The 24,495-nt window shown below is 54.3% G+C and carries 21 protein-coding genes; 3 read left to right on the top strand and 18 right to left on the bottom strand.

Annotation, left to right across the window (positions count from 1 at the left end; translation table 11 throughout):
* Positions 1-54: 54 nt before the first annotated feature.
* Together NZ823_12565 and NZ823_12560 are read left to right on the top strand one after the other, a co-directional pair.
* A complete protein-coding gene (locus tag NZ823_12565; protein ID MCS6805956.1) occupies positions 55-243 on the top strand; it encodes a hypothetical protein in 189 nt (62 codons plus the stop codon).
* 14 nt (positions 244-257) lie between these two features.
* Positions 258-725 (top strand): DUF4440 domain-containing protein, encoded by a 468-nt coding sequence (locus tag NZ823_12560; protein MCS6805955.1) that lies wholly within the window; start codon positions 258-260, stop codon positions 723-725.
* On the opposite strand, the gene NZ823_12555 is transcribed toward NZ823_12560, so the two are convergent.
* Genes NZ823_12555 through NZ823_12545 form a run of 3 tightly spaced genes read right to left on the bottom strand, consistent with a single transcriptional unit; the run spans position 697 to position 2,698 of the window.
* Positions 697-1,245: a peptidylprolyl isomerase gene (locus NZ823_12555; GenBank protein MCS6805954.1), complete on the bottom strand. Its 549-nt coding sequence runs from the start codon at positions 1,243-1,245 to the stop codon at positions 697-699. The genes NZ823_12560 and NZ823_12555 overlap by 29 nt on opposite strands.
* Before the next feature lie 14 nt (positions 1,246-1,259).
* On the bottom strand, positions 1,260-1,940 hold the full coding sequence (locus NZ823_12550; GenBank protein MCS6805953.1) for a peptidylprolyl isomerase: 681 nt from the start codon (positions 1,938-1,940) through the stop codon (positions 1,260-1,262).
* On the bottom strand, positions 1,937-2,698 hold the full coding sequence (locus NZ823_12545) for a peptidylprolyl isomerase (protein ID MCS6805952.1): 762 nt from the start codon (positions 2,696-2,698) through the stop codon (positions 1,937-1,939). The genes NZ823_12550 and NZ823_12545 overlap by 4 nt, the downstream gene beginning before the upstream one ends.
* 189 nt (positions 2,699-2,887) lie before the next feature.
* Here NZ823_12545 and NZ823_12540 point away from each other — a divergent pair, with 189 nt between their 5' ends.
* On the top strand, positions 2,888-4,144 hold the full coding sequence (locus NZ823_12540) for a sigma-54 dependent transcriptional regulator (GenBank protein MCS6805951.1): 1,257 nt from the start codon (positions 2,888-2,890) through the stop codon (positions 4,142-4,144).
* Between the two features lie 219 nt (positions 4,145-4,363).
* On the opposite strand, the gene NZ823_12535 is transcribed toward NZ823_12540, so the two are convergent.
* From NZ823_12535 to NZ823_12465, 15 genes are all read right to left on the bottom strand, one after another.
* Positions 4,364-4,825, bottom strand: a complete 462-nt coding sequence (locus NZ823_12535; protein ID MCS6805950.1) for a hypothetical protein — start codon at positions 4,823-4,825, stop codon at positions 4,364-4,366.
* Positions 4,826-4,828: 3 nt separating this feature from the next.
* The gene (locus NZ823_12530) at positions 4,829-6,169 is read right to left on the bottom strand and encodes a DUF3696 domain-containing protein (protein MCS6805949.1); all 1,341 of its coding nucleotides are present in this window, start codon (positions 6,167-6,169) and stop codon (positions 4,829-4,831) included.
* Between the two features lie 543 nt (positions 6,170-6,712).
* Positions 6,713-7,012: a hypothetical protein gene (locus NZ823_12525; GenBank protein ID MCS6805948.1), complete on the bottom strand. Its 300-nt coding sequence runs from the start codon at positions 7,010-7,012 to the stop codon at positions 6,713-6,715.
* A gap of 284 nt (positions 7,013-7,296) precedes the next feature.
* A complete protein-coding gene (locus NZ823_12520; protein ID MCS6805947.1) occupies positions 7,297-9,348 on the bottom strand; it encodes a DUF87 domain-containing protein in 2,052 nt (683 codons plus the stop codon).
* On the bottom strand, positions 9,349-10,512 hold the full coding sequence (locus NZ823_12515; protein ID MCS6805946.1) for a hypothetical protein: 1,164 nt from the start codon (positions 10,510-10,512) through the stop codon (positions 9,349-9,351).
* Position 10,513: 1 nt separating this feature from the next.
* On the bottom strand, positions 10,514-11,737 hold the full coding sequence (locus NZ823_12510) for a DUF4338 domain-containing protein (protein ID MCS6805945.1): 1,224 nt from the start codon (positions 11,735-11,737) through the stop codon (positions 10,514-10,516).
* 409 nt (positions 11,738-12,146) lie between these two features.
* Complete coding sequence (locus tag NZ823_12505; GenBank protein ID MCS6805944.1) at positions 12,147-12,410, bottom strand: hypothetical protein; 264 nt, start codon at positions 12,408-12,410, stop codon at positions 12,147-12,149.
* Positions 12,411-12,637: 227 nt separating this feature from the next.
* The gene (locus tag NZ823_12500; protein MCS6805943.1) at positions 12,638-14,194 is read right to left on the bottom strand and encodes a hypothetical protein; all 1,557 of its coding nucleotides are present in this window, start codon (positions 14,192-14,194) and stop codon (positions 12,638-12,640) included.
* A gap of 21 nt (positions 14,195-14,215) precedes the next feature.
* Positions 14,216-14,905, bottom strand: coding sequence for an alpha/beta fold hydrolase (locus NZ823_12495; GenBank protein MCS6805942.1), 690 nt, complete (start codon positions 14,903-14,905; stop codon positions 14,216-14,218).
* Positions 14,902-16,473, bottom strand: coding sequence for an Hsp70 family protein (locus tag NZ823_12490; protein MCS6805941.1), 1,572 nt, complete (start codon positions 16,471-16,473; stop codon positions 14,902-14,904). The genes NZ823_12495 and NZ823_12490 overlap by 4 nt, the downstream gene beginning before the upstream one ends.
* 110 nt (positions 16,474-16,583) lie before the next feature.
* Positions 16,584-17,447 carry a thioredoxin gene (gene trxA / locus NZ823_12485; GenBank protein MCS6805940.1) on the bottom strand — a complete coding sequence of 288 codons (864 nt, stop codon included), beginning with the start codon at positions 17,445-17,447 and terminating at the stop codon, positions 16,584-16,586.
* A gap of 649 nt (positions 17,448-18,096) precedes the next feature.
* Positions 18,097-19,251, bottom strand: coding sequence for a DNA topoisomerase IV subunit A (locus tag NZ823_12480; protein MCS6805939.1), 1,155 nt, complete (start codon positions 19,249-19,251; stop codon positions 18,097-18,099).
* Positions 19,248-20,972: a DNA topoisomerase VI subunit B gene (locus NZ823_12475; GenBank protein ID MCS6805938.1), complete on the bottom strand. Its 1,725-nt coding sequence runs from the start codon at positions 20,970-20,972 to the stop codon at positions 19,248-19,250. The genes NZ823_12480 and NZ823_12475 overlap by 4 nt, the downstream gene beginning before the upstream one ends.
* Before the next feature lie 1,876 nt (positions 20,973-22,848).
* On the bottom strand, positions 22,849-23,751 hold the full coding sequence (locus tag NZ823_12470; GenBank protein MCS6805937.1) for a tetratricopeptide repeat protein: 903 nt from the start codon (positions 23,749-23,751) through the stop codon (positions 22,849-22,851).
* A gap of 59 nt (positions 23,752-23,810) precedes the next feature.
* On the bottom strand, positions 23,811-24,495 hold a 685-nt coding region (locus NZ823_12465; protein MCS6805936.1), incomplete at its 5' end, for a hypothetical protein.

Here is a 24,495-nt window from a genome sequence, read left to right as displayed (position 1 = left end):
GATTCTCCTCTACGCAAGGCACGCATCGAAGGACACACATCGGAGGTGAGGCAGATGGCCAAGCTGAAAATCGAGCTACAAAAGCTTCATCAGTTATTGCATCCCATCCTCGTTGAAGTCGAGATGGCGATTGATACGCAGACATATCCTGACTGGAGTGTCGTCAAATCGAACATGCTGGAGGCGCTGGAAATCGTGCGCAAACTTGAACGAGAGCAGGTCTGGCAGTCGTTCAAAAAATAGCTGAGGAGCTGAGCATGAAGCAGCAGACACACAGGACTAGCTTGGTGGCGATACTGGTTGTGACGCTCAGCGCAGCGACGACCGCTCACGGACAACGGATCACCGGCAAAGGGGAAGTTGCTGCCATTCGCGCCCTGCTCAACGCGCAAGTAGAAGCTTGGAATCGCGGCGATTTAGAGGGCTTCATGGACGGTTACTGGGCGTCTGAGCAGTTGACATTTTTCTCCGGCGGTTCCAAGACACGTGGCTGGCAGGCGACGTTGGACCGGTATCGAAAATCCTATCAAAGTGAAGGCGCCGAGATGGGTCACTTGGAATTCGTTGATCTGGATATTCAGCTACTAGGACCAAACAGCGCATTGGTGCGAGGCGGCTGGCAACTGCGCACCTTGACAGGAGAGCAAGGCGGCTTATTCACCTTGGTGCTGCGCAAGACCGGTCGCGGCTGGAAGATCATTCACGATCACACGAGTCGTCGGTGAAGACGCGCTCGATGGTGACTTTCTCAATCACCACCGGATCAAGCGGACGATCCTGTGCCGTCGTCTCCGCGCTCGCGATGGCATTGACCACATCCTGCCCTTCGACAACCTGGCCGAAGATCGTATGGCGGTTATCAAGCCACGGCGTGGCGACCTGGGTGATGAAAAATTGGCTACCATTTGTATTGGGCCCTGAATTGGCCATTGCCAATCGCCCCGGCCGATCAAATCGCAAGTCCTGATGGAACTCGTCCTCGAATTGATAGCCCGGCCCGCCGAACCCTGTACCCAACGGGCAGCCGCCCTGGATCATAAAATCAGCAATCACCCGATGGAAGATCAGACCGTCATAAAACGGCTCTCGTGTCTTGAGTCGTGTGCGCGGATGTGTCCATTCGGTTTCGCCTTGGGCGAGCCCGATAAAATTAGCCACCGTCTTAGGCGCATACTGGGGGAACAGTTGACAAACGATGCGCCCGCGACTGGTCTGAAAAATGGCATAGATTTTTGCTTCGCTCATCAGCTCTCCGTTTTTTATTGAATGCTCACGCGGTTGATCGTCACCGGCGAGAGCGGCTTATCATTGCCATCGCGGGGGACATTGGCGATTTTTTCAGCGACGTCCTGCCCTTCAACGACCTGACCGAAAATTGTGTGACGATTGTTCAGATGCGTCGGCGTTCCAACGGTGATAAAAAATTGACTGCCGTTGGTATTCGGCCCAGAATTGGCCATAGCGAGTCGGCCAACCTGATCGAAGCGCAATGAGGGATCGAACTCATCCTTGAACTTATAACCCGGATCACCCGTGCCATTGCCCAGTGGACAGCCGCCTTGGATCATGAATCCTGGAATGACGCGGTGAAATGTGAGCCCATCATAAAAGGGTCGTTTAACCTTCTGGCCAGTTTTTGGGTCTGTCCACTCCTTGGTGCCCTGAGCCAGGCCGACGAAGTTGGCCACGGTCTCCGGCGCTTTATCCCAGAAGAGTTGACACTTGATCGTGCCCATACTGGTTTCGATCAGAGCGTATTGAGGACGACGAGTGAGAACATAGGCAGCGACAATGCCGCCGATCAGCAGCACTCCGACGAATATCCACAAAAGTGGACCTCGATACCAACGGCGCAGCGTGCTTTTGGTTGTGCTCTCAGCCGGCCGTGAGCGCGCGGATCGTCCGCCGCGGCTCCCTGATCGGCGTCGTGCTTTGCTCATGGCCTGCCACCTCCTGTGGGCTTGGTTTTATCCGCGACTGGTGGCTTGCCGGCAGGTTTGGCCGACACGCGTTCAATCGTGACCTTTTGCATCGTCACCGGCGTGACAGGCCGGTCGCGTGAGTCCCGTGTCACGTTAGCGATCTTGTTCACCACGTCCATACCTTCGACGACCTCGCCGAAAATCGTGTGGCGATTGTTTAAGTGGGGGGTGGGCGCCACCGTGATGAAGAATTGACTGCCGTTGGTGTTCGGCCCACGATTGGCCATCGCCAGCAGGCCCGGCTTGGTGAATTTCAAATCGGGAGAAAATTCATCCTCGAACTGATAGCCCGGATCGCCCGTGCCCGTGCCCAACGGGCAGCCGCCTTGAATCATGAATCCTGGTATAACCCGATGAAAGATCAATCCGTCATAGTATGGTCGTTTGACGAGTTGGTTGGTTTGCGGGTCTCTCCATTCTTTCGTGCCTTCGGCCAAGCCAACGAAGTTGGCCACTGTCTTAGGCGCTTTGTCTGGAAACAGGCGGAGCTTGATGGTGCCGAGGTTAGTTTTAATCACCGCGTATTGCTCGGTTATTTGGTCGCTCGTTGTAGATGGCGTGGCCGGTTGTTTGGCAGGTTGCTCGGCGCTGGCGGCTGGCGTGGCTGTGCCGGGCGTTGCGCTGTCGGCTTTATTAGATGACTCATGGCTCGCAGTGGACGTCGCCGTTTGTTGTTTGGAGACCTCGCTGCCGCAGCCGATAAGGAGGCTGAGCATCGAGCTCAACGCGAGAACTACCCCGGCATATTTTCTGAGCATTTGAACCTCCGCGATATATTTTGGAATTCTTGCTAGGGCGGCTCATCATAGCGCATTGGGCGTGAATGTGTCCAGAAAGTAGCGTGACAGCGCAGGCTTGCGCTACACTAGCAAAGACCTGGTCAGTTGACGGGAGCGTGCAAGAGGATGGCGACCGACCCGATACGTATCTTAGTCGTTGACGATGATGCCGCCATACGCGAAGTCTTGCAGATGCGTTTGCAGGCATGGGGCTTCGATGCGTGTGTCGCTGCCGATGGTTTGCAGGCGCGCCTTCTGGTTGAATCGTATGATCCGGACATCATCATCTCAGATGTAGTCATGCCGCACTTATCAGGGCTGGAACTGCTTCATTGTCTCAAGGCGGGACGACCACGCTCTGTGATTTTAATCACAGCCTACGCCAACGTGGAGCTGGCCGTCCAAGCTATGAAGCAAGGAGCGCAGGATTTCATGACCAAGCCATTGGATTATGCCAAGCTGAAAGTCATCCTGGACAATGCGCGTAACCAGATTGAACAACGTCGGCGGATGCGCAACGTGATTTCACGACCAACCACGCGGGCCAGATTCGGTGAGTTTCTCGGTGTGAGCCGGGTCATGCGAGAGGTGTACGATCTGATCGAAGTGGCGGCAGGCAGCGATGCTCCTGTGTTGATCACCGGCGAGAGCGGCACGGGCAAGGCGCTTGTCGCGCGGACGATCCATGACCTGAGCCGACGCGCGCAGGAACCGTTCATCTCGCTCAACATCTCAGGCATCGCTGACCACCTGATGGAAAGCGAAATCTTTGGTCACGAGTCAGGCGCATTGACCGGCGCAGCAACAGCTCGTGCAGGCTGCTTTGAGCTAGCCGACGGCGGCACGCTGTTACTGGCTGAGATCACGCAACTGCCATTGGCGCTGCAATCGAAACTGCTGCGAGTGTTGGAGGAGAGATGCATTCGCCGACTAGGCGGCCACTGTGACCGAGTCGTTGATGTGCGGGTGATAGCCACGACCTCTCAAGACCCGCGGGCTGCCGTCAACATCGGTCGGTTGCGCGAGGACCTTTACTATAGCCTCAATGTCTTTACGATCACCTTGCCACCGTTGCGTGGCCGTCATGAAGACATTCTCCTACTGGCGCAGCACTTCATTAGTGAGTTCAATCACCGATATGGCCTGAGCATAGACACGCTAGAGGACGAGGCGCTCCAGATTTTGAAGGATTACTCATGGCCGGGCAACGTGCGTGAACTGAAGAACGCCATCGAGCGAGCCGTGCTGTTGGCCAAGACGGGTCATATCAAGAGCGTTCATCTGCCTCCCTACATTCAAGACCGGCGCAGCCATGTTCGTGGCATGCCGGGTTTATCTACTGAGCTAATCGCAGCAGAAGCCAGGAAACAAGTGATCGTGTGATGCCGAGGGCGCAATGCAAATTCGGGATGCCCTTGAGAATGTGGCACAGACATTCCTGCCTGTGCTTCATTTTTCTGACTTCGTAGCGTGCCATAGCATAAGGATGATTCCTCCGCGGTCGGCATAAATCGGCTTTGGCTGAAAACACGTGGTCAAGAAGCTGCTGGCCAAACCCACGCTATTAACAAGCTGATCGCGCATTGGAATGGTGAGAAGGCTTCATTGCGCAGATTCTTCCTCTGCCTCAGCAATTGTTAAGACGCGGATACCCATCTTCTGAACGAGGTAGTCCTTTATTGCATCCGTATAATCGGAGTCTTCGCTGACGAGCAGCCTCGATGTTGTTCGCCGACACACGGCCACGAAGGGCAAGTCATCATCGTCAAATCCAAGCTCGCGAAGTGCCTTTTCGTGCTTCACAGGAAGTTTCCCACTATGAAAGATTCTAGCCTTCTTAGCGACAACGTCTGCGAACCATCTCTTGATCAGTTCTGAGCCTGGCTTGTTTTGCGTTTGCGTGGTTTCGATGCAGGTGCGGTACTCGATTTCGATATGCGCTTCAAGGTCAAAGGCTACCTTATGTCGCTTGCGCACGTTACCAAGAAACATAATGGCGGACCACTCAACGTCGGCGGCTTTATAAAGCACATAGGTATCAATCGTCCACTCTTTTTCCTCCACAAGCTAGCGGCTCTCCTTTTTAATCTTGTTGCGCATGGCCTGGAGGTGGGCAAAAGCCTCCTCAAAATCCTCCTCGAAGAATCCCTCGGGAAAGTCTTCGTACTGACCATACTTATTGAGCATGATTTCCCGAACCTGAGAGCCTCTTGGAGTTGGTTGAAAATAGTAAATGGCTACGTCTTCTCGTCCGATCTTCCCCTCCGCGATGCGACGGCGCACTCGTGCTAGGATGTGTTCGCTGTGCGTTTCAATGATTACTCGCCGGTCTTTTTGCTGTGTTGCCTCTATGAATAAGTCTCCCAATTGGGCTTGGGCTTTGGGATGTAGGTGAATCTCAGGTTGCTCGATGAGCAAAAGACAACCTAACGGTGCATAGAGGCAGCCTACGATAATGGGCACGAGTTGCGATGCTCCAAAACCGACGTCGCTTAAGTTCACCTCAAGTCCGGTGTTCGGATCAATGAGCACCACCGTGTAATGATTTGTCTTGCCGAGTCGGTTGAGTTTAAGCCCCGAGGCGATACCGAACTCTTTAACCCAGTCCTGAACTCGTCTAAGCAGCTGGCTCAGTCGTTCAGTCCGATGGGCTGCCCACAACACTTCTACGGCTCTTTCACCTCTGGTACCAACATGTTGAGGAACCTGTCCGCTCGTTACGTAAACCCGTTGGGGATACTCTCGTAGAGGACCGATATACAAAAGGTTTTGCAGTTCATTCTGGAGCGCCAGAGAGAGTATCTGGGAGTAGAGAAGTCCAAGCATCCCTTCTTGTACCTGCTGTGGCGATACAGCAAAACCATAAAACTTGATTGGTTGTACGGTCTCGAATCTCCATTCCTTCTCGTCTCCATCTTGTGGCCATTTGAGCTGGCATTCATAGTGCGCTTCGGGGACATCCTGAAGCCTAACCCGTTGAGAAAACTGAGCGGGCCGCGCCACACTCAGTTCGCCTTCGGCTAACTTCACTTGTGTGGTTTGGGGGTCGTAGTGAAATGCGACTCTAAGCCGGAAATCTGATTGTGATGTGACACGCCATGTGGGAAACAGTTTTTGTAGCTCCTCGGGTAGAAGCCAGAAAAAGTCCAAATAGAATTCAAGTCTTCGGTTCGTTTCGTGTCGGTGAACGAAGTCGGAATATCCCCCTAACTTGACCCAGCCATCATTAGCAGCCAGTGGATTTTCAATATCGGCGCTATCCACCGTTTGACGCAACGCCAAGAGCGCCTGAAAAAGGCTACTCTTACCGGACGAATTCGGTCCAACCAGAAACGTCAGTGGGCGAATCTCAAGCTCCCCAGTATCGGCTAAACACTTAAAGTTGACAATTCGTAGTTTGGTCAGCATATCTTTTCACCTCCCCTACATTGTGCGAGCAACCGAAAATCTTTGGCAAGCTTTTGTAGGATGTAGTCATTTCCAGGCAGTCCCTGCCCATTAGGACTTGAAAGGTTACACGACTTGGAAGGTTCATCAGCTTCACGCAGGCATGAGCACCTCCAAGACGTGATCAGCGGAGCGGCCCTCAGCAAACAGGCACTCTCGCTCGGTGCAGCAGCGCGCGTAACACTTCGCGAGCCATTGTGCGGCATCGTTGTCCCAAGGTTGGCTCTCCCTTGCCAACTGGAATCTTTCCGATGTCGAACCAGAGGCCGGCGCCCGTTCAATCAACGACGGCGTTCCACAGCTCAACCGGAAGTGGCGTCTGACCGCTTCCTCCGTGCTTCCTTGCGCCGCTTCCAACCCATTCACCTGCTTGCCGAACTCCTGAAAAGTCTCCGACGCGAGACCGAAACTGCCACGTCTCCATTACTCGCCCGCTCTCCCAATGCAGCGCATCCGTCAGCAAAAACCGCCGCCAATCGCTCAAATCCGGCTCCTCATGTACGATCACCAACCGCTTCCGTCCATACCGTTCAACCGCACCTCACCCCATAAATCTGCGGCCTCCGCTGCTGATGCGCCAGCGCGAGAGTCTAAGCTGATCACCTCGCGCCCTCGCCCTCTATCATCCTCAGCCACTCGCGCCCGATGCTGCACCATCAACTCCTCATCATCCCACCCCGCCTCAAAGATCACCTCATGCATCGCTCGCCGACTTGGCTTTCCCCACTCGTCAACCTGCTGATCGTAGATGCCTTGTACCGTCTTGTTAGGACTCACCACCAATCCCGCCACATACTGGCTCATAGGCTCAAACCATTCGTCTCGACAAGACACCCCACGATACCTCTCCATCCCTCGCCGGATCATCTGGGGGCACTTCCCCTATCGGCAGCATCTCGTCTCTCCTGCTGGCTCATTTCTGTTTGGCCCCCTCATCTTCCTTCACCCCCCTCCTCCACATTAACCTTCCAAGTCGGTGTATTCAATTGCTAAACTCCAAGAGTGGGGTTCCTCGCCTATAATGCCTCCTCCGAGATGACTCCCGTTCTTATTGGCTGTGCTCCGGTATACCTTGCTGACAGGTCCGCTCAGCGAACTTTGGGTTTTTGTCCCAGCACTCTCTCCCATTCCTGCGCCGATGCACAGAAGTAATCTTTGTTCGTGCCCGGGTCCTTGGCTATGACATAGTTTCCCTCGCCGAAGATTCGATTGAAGAGCAGCACCTTTAATTCATCTTCTGGCGTTGCGTCTGCCGTCGTTTTGATTTCGCGGATAAGATAATACAACTGGCCGGAACCGACCCCGATACCGGTCGCTCCACCAGAAAGTACGCCTGGGAGCTCAACGTACGCTACGATGGGCTGTTTCAGTTTTTCAATTAGCGCCTCGGCAAGCCTTCCTTCAGCTTGACTCACCAATTCCACAATGTCCTTGGCCATGGTTTTCTTCAAAGGCGGCGTCCCTGGATCTTTGTTCACTTTCTCACGATAAAGGTCTTCAAAGTTGCGGATTCGAACGGGTAGCACAAAGGGCTGATCAGGTGCGCTCCACATGTAGCAGTTCCCGCTTATGGGCTCTCCGATTAGGTGCGCAAGGATGTCATCTGAATAGTGGCTATTGTATTTTCCCAAAGTGCCCGCGTCTCCGTCAGACAGGAGATGAAAGCAGAACCAATTGTCCGCTTGACTTAGCAGTTCCGGAGCCATTGAACCAGGTTGTTGCGTAACCAGAATTGCCCCCAGGTCATACTTCCGCCCTTCCTTGACCCATTCCACGAATGGACTCCCCTCTTCCAGATTTCGGCCAAGCACGCTTTGCGCTTCTTCGAGAACCATTATTGTTGGAAGGACGCGAAGTCCGCCCGTAAAGTATTCTTGATTGTGAGAGAAGATTCGCCGCAACACGAGGCCCGCCAGCATGTTTCCTGCTCCTGTACTCAAGAGGCTAATGTCCAGTACGACAATACCACCGCGTTCCAGAGCCGCAAGGGTTCCAGCGAGCACGCGGCTATTGGGGTCATGAAGCGTTCTGACCACTGCAAACATGTTGCTTCTGGCTGCCGCGATTTCTGCCGTACTATTACGAATCTGCTCTGGCGAATAGCCTAGCAAATCACCCACATCATTGTCAGACGCTTGAAGCCCCTGAGTGTGGATCAGATCAACAAGCCCACGCCAATCACTCGATGACAGGGCTTTCAACTTTAGAACATTTTGCTGCGCTTGTCGCTCTGGAGAAACTGCGATGCTGATGACATCACGGGCAGGCAAATCACGAATATCCAGTTTAACTTCGCCAGCTTTCCAGCTTCCGTAGTAAGGATTGGGTGCTGGGCGATTGGTGAAAACTACAAGCTTCTCTTGCAAGTGGGGCACGTCACATAACCCTGGACGCCCCTTTACAGTGTCAGGCCAGAAGTACTCGCCATCAGGGTCAAATATCAAGGTTCCCACATCTCGTCCGTTCTCAGTTTTGGGAGGCATGCGGTACAGTTCGGAGATGAGGAATTTGATGAGGTTGGATTTTCCGTAACCGGCTCTAGCGAAGACAACCGACCGGCGGGAAACTAGGTTGTGAATGTCAAACATGACAGGCAGTTTCGGATCGAGCGCCCGGAAGAAGACAGGCGCTTTGGGAATATTTTTGCTACCGCAATAGACAAACTCGCCCAGGACGTAATCGCCTAGCTCTGTTTGCCCTCCACTCAGTTTGCAAAGCGCGCCGAGAACCTTCTCACTTGGGAGCGCAACTCTTGCACCAAGGTGTGGCAATCGCCTCTGTGAAGGCACATACATCACCTCATCGCCATTCATTCGCACAGCGCCGAGCAGCTTGATTTGCACGCGGTATTTCAAACGTTGCTGCTTCAAGTCCTCGGGAACAGGCTGTTGGCGGCGCTGCATGGTATTGATGTAATCTTCACCCTCCGGTGTTGTGAGCAAACCAGTAGGAACAAATCGCGTAATTCGCCCCAGCGCCGCCTCTTCGGGTGAGCCAAGCTCAACGAGTAAGAATTGACCAAGCTGAGGACGTTCCAGCATCGAGGCATTGTAGGGAGCGACGATCTCGGCAGCAAATTCTAGTCCCTTCTCGTTGAATCCCTTAAAAGTACCGAACACCTCCGAATCGGCAAATAACATTCATCCCTCCTTGTATCGAATCGCCGCTAGGGATTTTCCCAGATGCTTCATCCTAAGCAGCTTTTCTGTCTCCTTGTCGGTCAGTTTCTGACTCATCTCCTGAACGAGGATGTCTTGCAGCACTTCCACCTCCAAGCCAGTCAGCTTAGCAAAACCATGCGCTCGCTGGATGCACATTGGATAATCTGGAATGGGGAAACCCTGCTGTGCATCGACAGTGAGTTGCCCCAGAATTTTCTCAACATTACCCACCTGCCATTCAGCAATGTCAACCGGCCACACGGGGTCATAAGGGCGGTCTCCGAATTTAACGAGGAAGAGCTTGCCCATTGACTGATATAATTTCCTTCCATCCTCATCCGCCTCGGTCGTTTCATAAGTGTCGAGCCAAGTCCTGTCGAAATTGTAGCAATCTGCTTCAATGTCCTCGTCAACCCGCGCGTAACAGGGAAATGGCTTGTGAAAAGTTTCTTCCAACTCTAGGGCTACAGCGAGCCGGCTCAGCACAGCACTTTGTTTCGCAACGCCAACAAGAGATAGGGTGACGTTTCGCTTTGTATGCGCGTCAACCCCTTTTCGTAATTTTTGATCAATGAGGGGGAAGACCTCACGAGTGAACGATTTCGTTCGCAGCAGCCCGTCCCGGACAAGGATCGTATCAGATCCCCATTGGATACTCGGATTGGCAACTAGATCGTAAAGAACGGCCCATTCGACTATGTCCCTATAACAGCGAATAGCTCCAGTGCTCTTGCCTGGTTGTCCGAGCCCACGAATCAAATATGACATCTCCTCTAGGCTTTTACCCAAATCTCGACAGAGGCGTGACAGTGGTGCGACAGAATTAGTATTTCCATCAACGGCACGCTGCTCCATTTCCGCGAGACTTACCGTGCTCGGAATGACATCCAAAGCACACTGATTTCCCCGAGAATCAACAACTCGAACTAGCTCTACGATTGCTGGGTTGAAGATCAAGCGGTTGTCACCACCGTCTGCTGAAACGAATGAAACAGCATTTACAGCATAGGTTTTCAATGGCCTGACGGCTTCCCGCAACCTGCGAGCATAACTACGAAACTTATGCAAAACTGGATCATCGGCCATGTATGCAGCGCGTACCTTCTCGCGCAGATCGTCCAAGTCAAAATTTGCCAAAGCCATTTCATGCCCTCCGAGGCTTGATTCTATCCGCTCCATTCCGAGATGACCAGCCAAGTTGCGGATGTAGCAACCTTTCAGTGTCGCTCCGACGCCACGCTTGGAACTCTGGACGGCGCTCTGCCCTTGGAATAACCCAGCGGGCAAGAGCTGCCTTGGCCACTTCATTGCTCGTCTTCAGGTCGGGGAAGCAGGGATGCTCTACCTTTCCTGTTAGGAATTCGCGCGCATTGGAAGCAAGCGGACACACGAAAACTTCGCGCAAGATTCCATGTCGCAAGAGGTCTGGGTCCATTCCAATCCTGCTCAACACCTTTCGAGTTGCACGCAATTTCCAGTTCGGCCCTTCACCAAATCCATAGTTACGGGCGTATCTGTCATCTATTCTGCTCAGGTATTCCCGCATCTTGGCAAACAAGGCGTCGGGAATGTGAAAATGACCCCACCCAGAGGTGTACCCGATTGAGATAAATATCCTGTTCCCATCGAGTGATAGGCGATTGTATAAAGATGAGCGCCCAAGCGCAGAACTGGTTGTAATCAAACACAGGTCCGCGCGCTTCCTCTTTCCAGAAATAATGCCACATGTATCACGATAGCGTTCTGTAAAAATTTCCCTAACGTCCCTTGTGCGCGCAAGGCAAGCGATTAGTTTACCGCCAAGCATCATGTTATATGGTGGAACGGCGCCAAGGACGTATGCATCCAGCACGTTCACCAAGCGTTCTTCACGCTGTTTGACATTCCAGCCTATCCACTCATCGCGGACACGGAGGTTGAAGACAGGATCACCCAAGGCAAGCAGACCAATCAACCTCTCGTTATAGTCATCCCAGACAAGGAACCGCATCCGCCGACCATATCCCTGGGAGACAGGTACACTCCATGTCAGTGCGGCAAGGCGAAACAACTCGGATTGCCAAGTGCCCCCTTGAATGAGTTCAAGTCTTGGAGAGATGTGTGAGGGCTGCACTTCACATCCATCCGCAAAATAACAGGACAGTGACGGCCAGGCGCGGGCTATAAATCCAGTTTCTCTGGCGAGGCGCTCGTCCCGGTGAGAAGCGTGCAGTGCCTTAAAGCACTCCTTTGTCAACTCAGGCGGGCAGAGCAGTCCGCTTCCATCTTTGCTAAATCCCAACCATTTCAAGTGACGCTGTAAGTCCCTTTTGATCTCGGCTTCCAAGCTCAGTATGCCAGTTGAGCGTTTAGGCTTAAATTGCCGCATGTACACTTGCGCTTTAACGGTGGAATTTAGCAGATGCTCTTACCCGCAGCAAGTTCTACCGCGACCTCAAAGGTACCCGCGCAAACTATAAAGTCATTTTGCCTATGCTTGGTCGAAGATGTGGCCACCTGGTCAAGAAAGCAACGCAGGCTCAGTTGTCACTCAAGCGCCTGCATCGTGAAGCACGACACGAGCATGCCGGGACATTGGCCTGAACATCGAACTCCCATCAGTTTTCTTTGCCTCACTTATAGTGCTGCTTCTGTGAAAATCGCTGGAAGTGTACGCCTGCGGTCGTGCCGGGGCCAGCAAGATGCGGGCGCTCCCACGTTATCATCCTTCGTGGCGTGCTGTTGCACATGGGCGATTCCATGCTTATTGGGTTCCTTCGTCAATAATTTTGATCGCCTCATCCGTCAATATAGATCATACACCGATCGGCCAATCTGCCGGTCGGTGGCGTCAATTTGGCGCTGAATGCCTTCATTTGATTTCCTAACGACAATTTGGATGGCTCCCGCGTGACTGCCGTCACCAGCGTCTTCAAAGCTCTCTCGATCGCCTCTTCTTCGTTCGCACACGCCCCGCCGGCAATCAATTTGTCCGGCATGGCGCGTACCTCGGGACGCGCTAAAAGATCGTAAGCCCATCGCTCGGCGCGTCGCCGTTCCAACGCCGCCCTCAACGAAGCCACCTCCCCATGCACGTCCTCCGCTGACAACAACACAGCGCTGGATTCAGGAAATGTCTTCCCCGTGGCTCACCTCCCATAAGTGTGAGCTATGGTCCCAATCAATGTATCAGTGTAATGCGTGCCCTGCTGCTTGGGTAGCTCGACATGGACGTGCGGTGATATGGGATTTGGGAATGAATGAAGGTCCAAAGATAATCCTTGCGGCATCATTGGTCTGTCTCAATTCGGCCATCTGTGTCACCTGTCACGTTGGTGTCGAGCCACTGATACCAGATTCGATAGGCGCGGCCTTGAAAGTAAAAAGCTGACGTTGTCTGCGCATCGAGGAATGCCTTCAGTCGGCGCGCCAGCTCGCCACTGAATTCTCGCTCGCCCCAGAGCCATCCTAATTCGGTCTCTGCGCTCGCGATCTCCGCCACATCTACATCATCATAGGGCCACGGCTGCATCAGCTCATCCTGGCGTGGCCAATCCGAAAGCACCATGAGCCGGAGTCGGCTTTCTGCCAACGCGTGCCGCTGGCGCGAGTACTCAACCATCGCATAGCCAAACGGCACAGCCAGCAATACAGCTAGTTGCCACAGCGTTGTGTGAATGTAATAAGCAGACCGGGCCGCATAGACCACAGCGCCCCACACGATGCCTGACATCATAACCCATCGCAACGAATGCCAATGGCGGCGACCGACAAGCCATGCTGCCAACATCAACACGCTGACCAGCAGAATCAGGCGCCGTTGGAATCGCTCTTTCTCTTGACGCCAGATGACTGCCGCGCCGACCAGCGCCGTATGGTTGGCCAGATTCAACACGGACACCAGGGCATGGTCGGCCGATTTCTGTTCGAGCGCCGCGCGCGCAAAAGCGTAGGTGCGCTGCGGTCCATACCGCTCGTGAAGGAATCGAAACAGTTGTCGGAATCCCTTGTATTCGTCCGAAGAATCAAAGTCACGAATGATCACACCGCCCGGCCCTTCGATCACAGTACGGACGTGTCGTTCGCCACTCATATAGAGCGCCAGGCCTTCCATAAACCAACGTGGTAACAGAGCGGCATCGCGCCATCCCAGTTGCATGAAACAAAAGCTATGAACCAATTCGTGAGCAACCGTCTGTTGAAATTCTGCGCCGATCACGTAGTGCTGTGATTCTCCCACAAGCGGTGGTTGCACAGGCAGCGCCACGGCAATATACCGACAGGGAAAAGCTACGCCAACCGTTTCCGGCCCCAACTGAAATTCCTGCGCCATGCGCTCTCGCTGGTCATACACCTTGATAAAAACGAAGCCCTGCGGGCGCTCCAGCTTGAGGTCGGCATGCCATCTTCGGCTGACGGCCTCGTAGGCTGCTTGAACATGCTCGAGGATGTGTTGTCTGGTTGTTTGATCGAATCCTGAAGGAAGCTGTATGACCAGGCGCTGATCAACGAATATCCGTTCCCAGCCGGGCGCAGGTTTTGCGAACGCTAAAAATCGCTGGATCGCTTTGGCTGCCGATTGATCCACAGCGGGCGACCCGACCGTCAGTTGCAGCGTAGACGCGAGCTGGGAGTATTGCTCGATCTGTCGGGCGAGTTGTTCGGGCGATGTCACGCGCGGATTGGCTGCTGCTTCAGCAATCGAAGACGATCCAACATCCTGAGCCGGACAGGTCAAAGCGCCAAGCATCAGGCTCCAGCCGCATACTCCAATGATGCCGCATACTCCAATGAGGTAGCCGCTCCATCGTCGCATCTTCCCGGTGGAGATCAGAAAGTTTGGCATAGGGCGTCGCCGATCGCCGACTCACACCTGTTTGAGCCACGTTGCGGTCACACGGACAATCTCTTGCCAGACGTCTTTGGTCGTTCGGCCAAGTTGCTTGGGCACGACAAATGAATGATCAGCGCCTTCGACCACATGGAGCGTCGCCGACGTGCTGAGCTCTTTAAGAATTTGCTCCAGTAACGTCAATTGACAAAACGCATCGCGCGTGCCGGAGATGAACAACATCGGACAGGCGATCTCTTTGAGATGAACGGAGCGCAGTTGCGTTGGCCGCGATGGTGGGTGAAGCGGGTAGCCAAGCAGCACCAGTCCGGCGACGTCTTCTCCTTGCGCGGCCAGATGTGAAGCGATGCGTCCGCCCATTGATTTGCCGCCGATAAACACACGGCGCGGCTTGAGCCGGCTTTGTCGCGCGATGATCAACACGGCCTTAAACGCCCGCTCCAGTTTGGCCGGAGGATCAGGCGCCGCCTTGCCCTGCTCTTTGTAGGGAAAATTGAATTTGATCGTCAACCAGCCTTCCGCTGCCAGCGACTCATGCACAAAGCTCAGAAACGGGTTGGTCATATCATTGCCAGCGCCATGCGCCAGGATTAGCGCATCGGTCAAGCCGGGCTGAAAGTGAGCGGGCACGGCCCAGACCGATGAGATCGTCGTGTACTCGTCAACCACAATCCGTCGCCTTAGTCTTTTCACGTTCTGCTTCATTGACCGACTCGTTTTTGCTTGCCACGGCGCCGTTCTGGCAGCTCGCGCAAGCGATACGTTCGTTGAAATCCGGCTGTATGGTGGGCAATGGTCACTTCAATGACGCCGTGGCTATGGCAGACGTAACGCTCTTGAATCAGCGGTGCCACGTCGTTCTCAGACCGAGTCACAGCAATGCGATGAAGATTCGTTTCGTGTTGCAACGCCGGATCAAAGGGGAAGAAGATTTCATCCCACGGCGTGACTTCACCACTGGGTTGGTGATCCTCGTTCACCTGACTGCATTCCAGATAGCGAAAGTGGCCGATGTTATGAACCGGTTGATAAGCGCGTGTGAAGATCAGCGGCGGCTCGCCAGCGGCTGGCAGCGGCGTATCTTTGAAAAAGATCGGATCAAACACGATGCGTCGTCCGCTATCGGCCTCGCGCCACACGCCGAAGTAGCGGGTGAATCGCTCCTGAAGTTTATAGCCGGACGCGGCGTCGGCGGCGATGGCTAATCCGATGGCGGTTGCCGCATACGGGTAGGGGGAACGCCGAACGCGGCGACCATACCGCTCCCGCAATAATCGGCTGACCAATGGCAGATCGCTCGATCCACCCACCAAATAGATACCGGCCACGCCAGCCCATTCCAGCGCCTCGCCGCGCAGCGAGTTGCTCATGGCCAACTCCATCGTCTCGATAGTGCGCTCCACCAGCGGGCGGCATCGTTCATAGAACTCATCGGTCGTCACCATGACCTCGCCAGCGCCAGGTATGGCACGGCCCAGATCAATCACCATCTTGCGCGTATTGGGATGCAATCCCTCTTTCTGTTCACGACAAATCTCTAACAGGTGATGGCGAACCGTTGCCGAGAGTTCTCCTATGTGCGACGCGCGCTGCAATGCCAGCTCTAACAGCAGCTCGTCAAAATCATCGCCCCCTAAGCGCCCGATTCCTTCTGCCGTCAGGACTTCATGATGCCGGTCTTTCATGCTGATAACCGAAGCATCAAAGGTCCCTCCACCGAGATCATAAATGACCAGGTATTCCTTGCGGCCTGTTTTCCCTTTGGCGGCGTCACGATGCGCATACTCGATGCCGGCTGCCGACGGTTCATTAACCAATCCCAGCACGCGGAAACCCGCCTGACGAAACCCTTCCAACGTGATGAAGCGTTGGTTGCTATTGGCGTTGGCCGGCACGGCAACTAACGCTTCGAGCGGCTCATGAGCCGACACGCCGATATTGGAGCGCATGCACAGGTCAATGCGCAGTTGCGTCAAGTACCGGCTCACCCATTCCAACGCGCCGAGTTCAACCTCTCCCACCCGAATCAGTGACTCAGGGCCGGCATCGGCCAGCAGACGTTTGAGCGAACGCAAGAAAGACCAACCTGATTCTTGCGGCTTCGCCTGAGCATCGAGGCCAAAGAAACACTGCTCACCACGGGTAGCGATCAACGACGGATACCACGGCTGCACGTCGCCTGACTCCAAATGAAAACTCACCACCGGATAATTACCCCGGTCGGCCGCCGCTACGACAGTCCGTGTTGTCCCAAAATCAATTCCAAAACGCATTCAACCTCCTTGTGTGAAGAGAGCAGAGAACCGAGGAGCGGAAAGTATCTCCGCTCTTCGTCTCCCGACGGATTGACCGTTCGTGACACGCAGCAGCATACGAGCGATGGCTAATACAATGTCCAGGCAAGTCGCTTGCGATATTCTTCGGCAAGTTCGCTTCGTTCGCCTACCAGGCTGAAAATGGTCAGCATCGCTTTGCGCGCCGCTTCATCGCGATAATGTTTGTCTTTGGCGACAATCGCCAGAAACTCTTCCAGCGCGTCCGCATATTTGCCTGCTGCCGCCAAACAAGAAGCCAGCCCAAACCGCGCATCCAGATCGTTGGGATTCTCGCTCAATCGTTGACGACACACCTGCTCTCCACCGGCTGCGCGGCACTCTCGGTGAAACGCCATCGCTTCGCGCAACCGCTGGGCGGCGTCGAACTCCGGCGCCAATGGCGGAATCATAGCCACATGTTGCTCGACTTGATCTTCCTGTCCACGCGCAAAAGCCAGCCAGGCCAAACCCAGGTGCGCGCCCGCGTGTGTCGCATCGAGCGTCAGCGCGCGCTCGAACGCTTCGGCGGCCGCGTCAGCCTGACCCTGTTCACGAAAGCGATTTCCTATGGCCACCAACCGATCCGCTTCGCTCGGACAGTACGGACGGAGCCATTGCCGGATTTGCGCTTCTGGCCATACGCCGATGAATTGGTCTACCACCTGACCATTTTGAAACATCATCACATTGGGGATACTTTGGATCCCGAACTCTCTGGCCAGGTTCGGATTTTCATCCGTGTTGACACGCGCCAAAATGAAGGCGCCCTGAAACTCTTCGGCTAACTGTTCCAACACCGGCCCCAGCGCGCGACATGGCCCGCACCACGGCGCCCAGAAATCAACCACTACCGGCTGCTCGCGCGACCGTTGCACGACGGCGTCGGCAAACTCTGCCTCTGAAACATCAATCACAAATTCTGAGTTACTCATCTTCGTATCTCTCCCCCGTCAAGTTACCGCAGTATTACCGGCATGAGCAAGAGACGAACCAACTCAGGCAGCCGAGCCAAGACACCTGCCTGCAAGCTCACTCATCATCAACAGTTGGTCATCATAGTAGTTCGTATCAAGGTGAGGTTCAGCTCCTCACCGGTTGGAAGCGGACCGTGGCCATGAGCGCAGAGTGCGCGGAATAATACCGATTGTGGAGAAAAAGATCACGTTCTTTGTAGGGCGCCGCTGTGTGAGCGCCCGCTGGACCCCAGCGGCGATAGCCGCTCACCAGAGGGTAGGCAGACGTGCAACGTCTGGAATCGCTCACCAATGATGCACCGCGCCTTGGCGAGGCGCCACCTCGTTCATCCACCGGCTCGTTCATGCTGCTTGGTCGCTGGCCACGCATGCGCACACTCGGCGCGTCGCCAACGCGCCACGATTGTTTGAGCTGCTGTTGCAGATGTTGCACGTTTGGTAACGTTGTCACCGGCCGCTTCGCGGCCTCCAGAGGGCGACCCGCCATCGTGAGGATGTCATCATAAAATGCGCATAGAAAATCGTAGAGTGCCGCTTGGGCTGTTCTGCTAGCTGTGTCGCTTCTCAAAATGGTTTTTCTGCGGACCATTGGCGTCAGACCAAACGGTCACGGCAAAAACTTTTTGGGATTCTTGAGCTTGTTCGGCAAGTATTCTTCGATGACGTAATTCAAGCCCCACTTGGCCAATGCCTGCTGCTCTGCCCGCACACCCATTTTGAGCAGTTGCTTGATGGCTCTGTCCCATTCACGGTGCTGTTGGAAGAATGGATCGTTCTTGAGCGCGTCTCTGGCGCGTTTGATGTCTACCTCTTTCAGCGGGTGGGTCGGCAGTTTGTAGTCAATGATGTCTTGCGGCGTGACGCCGAGGAACGTCGCCTGTGGCACACAGAAGAATTGATTCAAGTGCGCGGCGTTGCCGGAGCCAACTTTCAGTGTGCGATAGATGTTCGAAATGCCATACGGATCACAATCCACGAAGGCGTAGACCGGAATGCCGGCAGCATCGCTCAGCCGTCGCACAAAGCGGCGCGTCGCGCGCGTGGGCACGCCGCCCATCTCCACAAGAATACAATGGGCCTTCTTCCAGAACTTTTGGTTTTGTAGCCGCTGGTACATGCCGCCCGTTTCAATCACCAGGATAAATTTGGCGCTGGTCTTGAACTGCAGATGCTCAACCGAATGAGGAATCGAGTAGGAGCCGGTGCCGAAGCGCGTGCAATCAATTTCGATACGCGCCCCGGTTTCCGGGTCACGATCAATCACGATCAGCTCGCCAGCCACCGCGCCGCCGTGCTCTTCTGGGTAGAAGCGCAATTGCTCGCGATTGATGTTGTAGAGAGAGAATAACGCCTCAATGTCATCCATGACAGCGTCCGATTCTTCCTGGGCATCAAATCGCGCTTCATTCCAATTCTTCGACTGATAGTAAGCGTCTCGCTTAGTGGCGAAATCGTCCGTCTCGATCAGCTCTTTGGACAGTTCCATCAACTTGAGCGTTTGCGCGAACGTTTTGATCGTCGTGACGGTCAACGTGCGTTCTTTCTTCTGGCGGCCGATCTCGAAGTAGCCCTTTGCCGGACTATAGCGAACATTGGACAATGCGCGCACCGGAAACTTCAATTCCGGTTTCCGACCGCTCAGGATCATACTGTGGACGTGGCCGGCCGTCTCCCTGATCTTCTCCACGGTCAGCCGATCAATCTCGTCGCGTCCGTTCTTTGTTGTCTGTCGTGTTGTCTTAGTGGTCGTTTGCCTGCTCATAGCTTGCGGCTCCGCTCCAAAATATCTTCCAGTTGGATGAGCGCAGCGTCGCGCTGCTGATCGCTCAAGTCGAGGATGTTTTGTAACGCTTCACCGATGACCGGCAAATAGCGCTCGATATACGACCGCTTGCGGTGCTCATCAGCCAACCGACGACCGCGCTTGATGTGCATGGAGAGCCGACGCCCGCATTCTTGCAAGGCCAGGCGAATCTCACGCAGGATTTCCGGATATGAGGCAATCGCTTCCTTGGACTCCGAGGTGAACGGCACCCAAGCCGAGGCCATGTGAACAAAGAGCGCGCATGGGCCGGTGGGCAATGCGCCTTTCGATTGCGAGAGTCCATAGCTGCGCCAATCCACGCTGAGCGCCGCTTTGAACGTCGCGCAGGCCGACTGCTGATACAGGAGCGGCACACGATTGGCAAAGCGCATCAATTCCACCAACTGATCGGATGGCAGTTGACCACCGTAAGCTAAGCCCACCTCGATCTGAAATGGATTGCCGCGATAGACGGCCGGCGCGCGCGTCAACGCCGTGTAAAACTCGGCGTTCAGGTGTTTGAGCCCGGCCAGAATTTGTTGCTCACCAATCGGCGAGAGACAATTGGTCGGCGGAGCCATGATCTTGACGCGAGGAATCGCCCGAAACAACTGCTCGATCTCTTGCGGCGTCATCAACGATGGCCGACGTGATGGCTCCAGTCCCGCTTGCTGACAAATCTCTTCGGCCACTTTCGCCGAGACGCGCGAAAAATCGCTCTGCAAGGCGGACTTCAGATTACGCGCTTTCGTTTCGCGCAATAGCTTAATGAGCGCGCCCAGCTCCACGCCATACGGATGCGGCTTGATCTCGATCGGTTCAGCCGGCAGCTCGTTGACGGCTCGTTCGTAAATGATCTGATCATCTTTCGGCGGCTTGTAAATGATCCGCGCATGTGGATTGGCCATCGCTGTCTGCGCCACGTATTGATCCACTGAACGCGCGCCCTTGCGATAGATGCCCTCCAATTCAATTTCGACCCGGGTGCCATGTGGCGCATCCCACCCCACCGTCGTATCCACCAACACTTTCGGCTCGTTCTTCGCCGTGTCCATCATGATCTCGAAGTGATGGGCATCCTTGCGTCCAGCAACGCGAGACGTAATGACCACCGGCTTGCCTGTGGTCAACTGGCCGTACATACCGGCGGCGCTGATGCCAATGCCCTGTTGGCCACGCTGCTGCAACAGCGTATGAAATTTTGAGCCGTAAAGGAGTTTGCCAAACACCTTAGGAATTTGCGCGCGCACGATGCCCGGACCATTGTCTTGCACAGCCACACGGAATCGCTCTTCCCCAAGTTGCGTGATCTCGATGGCAATCTCCGGCAGAATGCCGGCTCGTTCGCAGGCGTCCAGGCTGTTGTCAACAGCTTCCTTGACCGCCGTCAATAGCGCCTTTTGCGGATTATCGAAACCGAGCAGATGCCGGTTCTTCAGAAAAAATTCAGAGACCGAAATCTCGCGCTGCTTCTGCGCCAGTGTCTGAGCCGTTTCGCGACGTCGCGCGCTCGCGGTTTTCTCACGCGCTGGCGGCGACGCCGGCAACACCGATACCGCTTGTTCAATGACCGATTCAGGCGCCGGTTCCTTCTCCGCGGGTTGCATGAAGTCGAACAGAGGAGCCGTGGCCGCTTTCCTCGCTTGCGCGCGGCGCATGGTTACGTTGGCTTGTTTCATAGCACTCAGTTCTTTGCTTTCACCCAATGAGCACCTGTAAGCGGCAGCTTAGCATAAGACGAATAGTCGAAACAAGTGACGTGTGTGACACCGTGTTTCGCCTGGCGAGCGCAGTCTGCCTAGTGGGCGATCGTTGTATCGGAACAGAGCTGGCCGCAGTCCATCGGCCCTTGCACAAACAGGCGCACCGTCCGTGTGCAGTTCATCAGACCAATGCTGCCGTGTTGGAACAGGGCTGGCCGCAGTCCATCAGCCCTTGCACAAACAGGCGCACCGTCCGCGTGCCGTTCATCAAACTAGAGCGATTTCCAACTGCATTTAGCCTGGGGCTTCGCTGATGGACGCTGGAAGTGTGCCCTCCCATCGTAACCCCATTCACAAACCGCTCTAATAGTCCGTAGAAAGGCCATGTTTGAGAAGCGACATGGAGAGCGCAGCAGTAAGTCCTATGGGATTGCTCATGCTACTGAGTCGCCCGATGGATTCAGCAGCATAATCCGCAAGCAGCAGAACGTCCTAAGCGGCAGCCTCCGATTTTCCGTGCACATTTGTATGACATTGTTGTGATGGTGGGTCACCCTCCGGCGACCCGCTCTGTTCGAGCCGTCTTCAAGTGGGAATTCATGACATTGTCATGATGGTGGCTCACCCTTCGGAGGCCGCGCAAGCGGCTGGTGACAACGTTGTCACACGTGCAACATCTGGAACAGAACGAAGCTCAACGTGGGCCGGAGGTGCAAACAGCAGGTCGCCTGCCGTGCAACATCTGGAGAGATGAAGTTTGGATGTGGCCGCGCAAGCGGCCTCAGAGCAGGTCGCCAGACGTGCAACGTCTGGAACAGCAGGCCACACGATCGTAGCGCGTTGGAGACGCGCCAAGAGATGGGTGTTCGCGGCGAGCGGCTCACCAGCATGAACGACCCCATGGGAGAGCTGCTGGCGCCCCTTCAGGGCGCGGAGGATTTGGGAAGACACTCACTGCCAGCACGCGAAATCGGCCCTTTGTCATTTGCCCGTAGTGCGTGGTCAAGGTTCGTAGTCAGGCAATTGATCGCCACCGCTGACGCGCCATCAGTGGCGCGACTACCAACAACGGCAACGAACCACCGAGCATAGCCAACATCACAGCACGGTTAGTCCCTACGGGCGGGGGTTGAAAGGACGCGCATCAATCAGCCAATGACCATTAAGGCGGACGTAGTGCAGGAGGCCTTTGACAGACCAATTCCGAATCGTACCTTCACTCTTCGCCACCAACACGGCCACATCTTTTACACTGGCCACGTTCCTCCGCCCCTCCGGCTCACTCATGTTGAGATACTCAGAGATCAACTCCGGCGGCCAAGCGTCTCACAGTTTGTCTGGCCCTGTGACCGGCTCTCTGAGTTCTTTGGCTTTCTGCGTAGAGGCTTTGCTACCACCATTTCTCCCCTATTGATTCATCTCTCCCCCACTTTTTCCTCACACAAAAAGGTGCTTCATACTAGCCAATACCGATTTTCAAACAGCCATTGACTGGCGGTCAACCGTTAATTGTATGGTTTCAAGAGCCCGTACCAACCTTCGTTAAAACCGGCCAGATTCCAGGTCAGTTTCAGGAGTAAGTAATGGCAAAATGCGCGTAGGAAAGAAATGTTTCAACCCTGCCAGAGGCTTCGTGAAGCACATCCAAGGAGGATTTCGGGACGAATGGCGTGATCGGCCAGAAATCACTAAAGGGGTTCTGTGGACGACTTGATTTTGAGGTTGATTGGATGTTGTGGTGAAGATGTTGGGGAGACTCCTGAGCGGAGAGAACCGCTTGCACTTCTATTTTTACTTTTTCACCTGTTGAATCGCCAATGGCTTCAGATCAGCGACGCTCTTTGAAACATGCTTATCGGCGCTGAAGCCGTTCCCTCGACGCTTGGATTCTCCCTTTAAGAAATCCAGTTAAATGATCTTTATTATGGTCAGCCGCTCTAAACCTCAGCCTAATCACATCAGCACCCGATTCAAGCAACTCTATAGCCTTTTCATCATGCTTGATAGCTTGCAAGTAGTCGCCTTTCTCAAAACTGATGTTCCCAAGCAAAGTATAAGCAGCGGAACTGTTCGGATAGACGGCGAGCAACTGCTTTACCTTCGCTATTGCTTCTTCATAGTTCTTACTGAGATAGTGGAGCACTGCGGCTCTATGCATGATCTCCAATTGATCTTCAACAGTAGTCGGTTTCCTAAACTCGAATCTGAAACTTTGCTCGTGTACCACTATCCTCTGGCCTAACCGCCGTAGCTGTTGCTCAATCTCCGGGGGAACGACATACGTTACCTTGATCTCATATTCGCCTGGGACTAAAACTGACATATTCCTCGCAGGGAACGTCCCTTCAGTTGTAATCATCTCTCTTGGCCCTAGTTTAATCACATTCTCAATCTCGGCTGAGGGTTGGATATCCCCGCCTTTGTACACTTTCCCTAGCTGGAGACTGGGGCGGGCTCGCAACCGCTTGTCAGGCACTTCAACCCACTCAATAGCAAAATGCTGCGTGATCTTGGTCTCTGGTAAATTCACCCATACTTCCTCTTCCATGTGATTATACAGGCTAATCCGAACCCTGATTTCTTCCCCTGGATAAAAAATTTTGCGAACTTGGCCGCGCGGCATGACAAACTCCTCAGCCACACCAGTACCTGCCGAGAAGCTCAACTCAAGGTGCTTCCACGCATCTTGATTACTAACAACGGGTGAAAATAGACTCAAAATCGCATAAACTGCAACCCACTTACTTCCTACCATAACTCACCTCCACATTTTAGTCACCATCATAAACATTGACATCATGAACCTCTGAGCCGTTACTTCAGCCGCAGATGCGGTATGACATCGTTATGGGGCATGTTGGTCCACCGTTGCATATCGCTCTCCACGTTAAACCCCGGCGTGAGATAGTCAATTATCATAACAGACAGCGGTGAAATAGGAGCGCGATGAGGGATATTGATCCCATGCCCCACCTCGTGACCCTGGGTGTGTTTGATCCCCTCATCGTCAAGTGGCTCCGGAATGTCAGGGTGATAAGTCGGCGGGCTCGCCCAACGATGGTTCCTAATATATATTTCGAGGCGATCCATCCCGTTAGGTGGTCGAGGGGCTCCGTCAGGGAAGCCTTGTCCAAAACATACGTCGCGGAATTCCATATCATCCTTGACCACGACTAAGCACCGCCGATCAGTACCAGGTATGGGGCCACCATAGCCAGAATTGTTACGATTAAAGTTAATTCTACGGTTTGCATCCTTTGCAGCGTTCGTGACCCTATGCTTCGGAAAGGGGAGATTGGTGGCGTCATAAACGTTATCAGAAAACACATCACTCCAAATGAACAGGTCTTTATTACTTGGGTTTGTTCTTCTGTGCCTGTCAATACCTCCAGACAGGACGACGAAACCGCGGTATTCCTCATAAGCGGATAAATTATCGCCGTCAATCCCGTTGGTCGTCGAAGGATATGGATCATCATCAGAGGCCGGCAGAATGCCT

Source organism: Blastocatellia bacterium, assembly GCA_025054955.1.
In the GTDB taxonomy this organism is placed as follows: domain Bacteria; phylum Acidobacteriota; class Blastocatellia; order HR10; family J050; genus JANWZE01.
The sequence above is the reverse complement of the archived record's forward strand: the minus strand, read 5'-3'. Positions and strand labels throughout refer to the sequence as shown.

Coding starts and splice junctions, on each gene's coding strand:
- NZ823_12565 (MCS6805956.1), top strand. CDS start 55: ATGGCCAAGCTGAAAATCGAGCTACAAAAGCTTCATCAGTTATTGCAT.
- NZ823_12560 (MCS6805955.1), top strand. CDS start 258: ATGAAGCAGCAGACACACAGGACTAGCTTGGTGGCGATACTGGTTGTG.
- NZ823_12555 (MCS6805954.1), bottom strand. CDS start 1,245: ATGAGCGAAGCAAAAATCTATGCCATTTTTCAGACCAGTCGCGGGCGC.
- NZ823_12550 (MCS6805953.1), bottom strand. CDS start 1,940: ATGAGCAAAGCACGACGCCGATCAGGGAGCCGCGGCGGACGATCCGCG.
- NZ823_12545 (MCS6805952.1), bottom strand. CDS start 2,698: ATGCTCAGCCTCCTTATCGGCTGCGGCAGCGAGGTCTCCAAACAACAA.
- NZ823_12540 (MCS6805951.1), top strand. CDS start 2,888: ATGGCGACCGACCCGATACGTATCTTAGTCGTTGACGATGATGCCGCC.
- NZ823_12530 (MCS6805949.1), bottom strand. CDS start 6,169: ATGCTGACCAAACTACGAATTGTCAACTTTAAGTGTTTAGCCGATACT.
- NZ823_12525 (MCS6805948.1), bottom strand. CDS start 7,012: ATGAGCCAGTATGTGGCGGGATTGGTGGTGAGTCCTAACAAGACGGTA.
- NZ823_12520 (MCS6805947.1), bottom strand. CDS start 9,348: ATGTTATTTGCCGATTCGGAGGTGTTCGGTACTTTTAAGGGATTCAAC.
- NZ823_12515 (MCS6805946.1), bottom strand. CDS start 10,512: ATGGCTTTGGCAAATTTTGACTTGGACGATCTGCGCGAGAAGGTACGC.
- NZ823_12510 (MCS6805945.1), bottom strand. CDS start 11,737: ATGCGGCAATTTAAGCCTAAACGCTCAACTGGCATACTGAGCTTGGAA.
- NZ823_12500 (MCS6805943.1), bottom strand. CDS start 14,194: ATGCCAAACTTTCTGATCTCCACCGGGAAGATGCGACGATGGAGCGGC.
- NZ823_12495 (MCS6805942.1), bottom strand. CDS start 14,905: ATGAAGCAGAACGTGAAAAGACTAAGGCGACGGATTGTGGTTGACGAG.
- NZ823_12490 (MCS6805941.1), bottom strand. CDS start 16,473: ATGCGTTTTGGAATTGATTTTGGGACAACACGGACTGTCGTAGCGGCG.
- trxA (MCS6805940.1), bottom strand. CDS start 17,447: ATGAGTAACTCAGAATTTGTGATTGATGTTTCAGAGGCAGAGTTTGCC.
- NZ823_12480 (MCS6805939.1), bottom strand. CDS start 19,251: ATGAGCAGGCAAACGACCACTAAGACAACACGACAGACAACAAAGAAC.
- NZ823_12475 (MCS6805938.1), bottom strand. CDS start 20,972: ATGAAACAAGCCAACGTAACCATGCGCCGCGCGCAAGCGAGGAAAGCG.
- NZ823_12470 (MCS6805937.1), bottom strand. CDS start 23,751: ATGGTAGGAAGTAAGTGGGTTGCAGTTTATGCGATTTTGAGTCTATTT.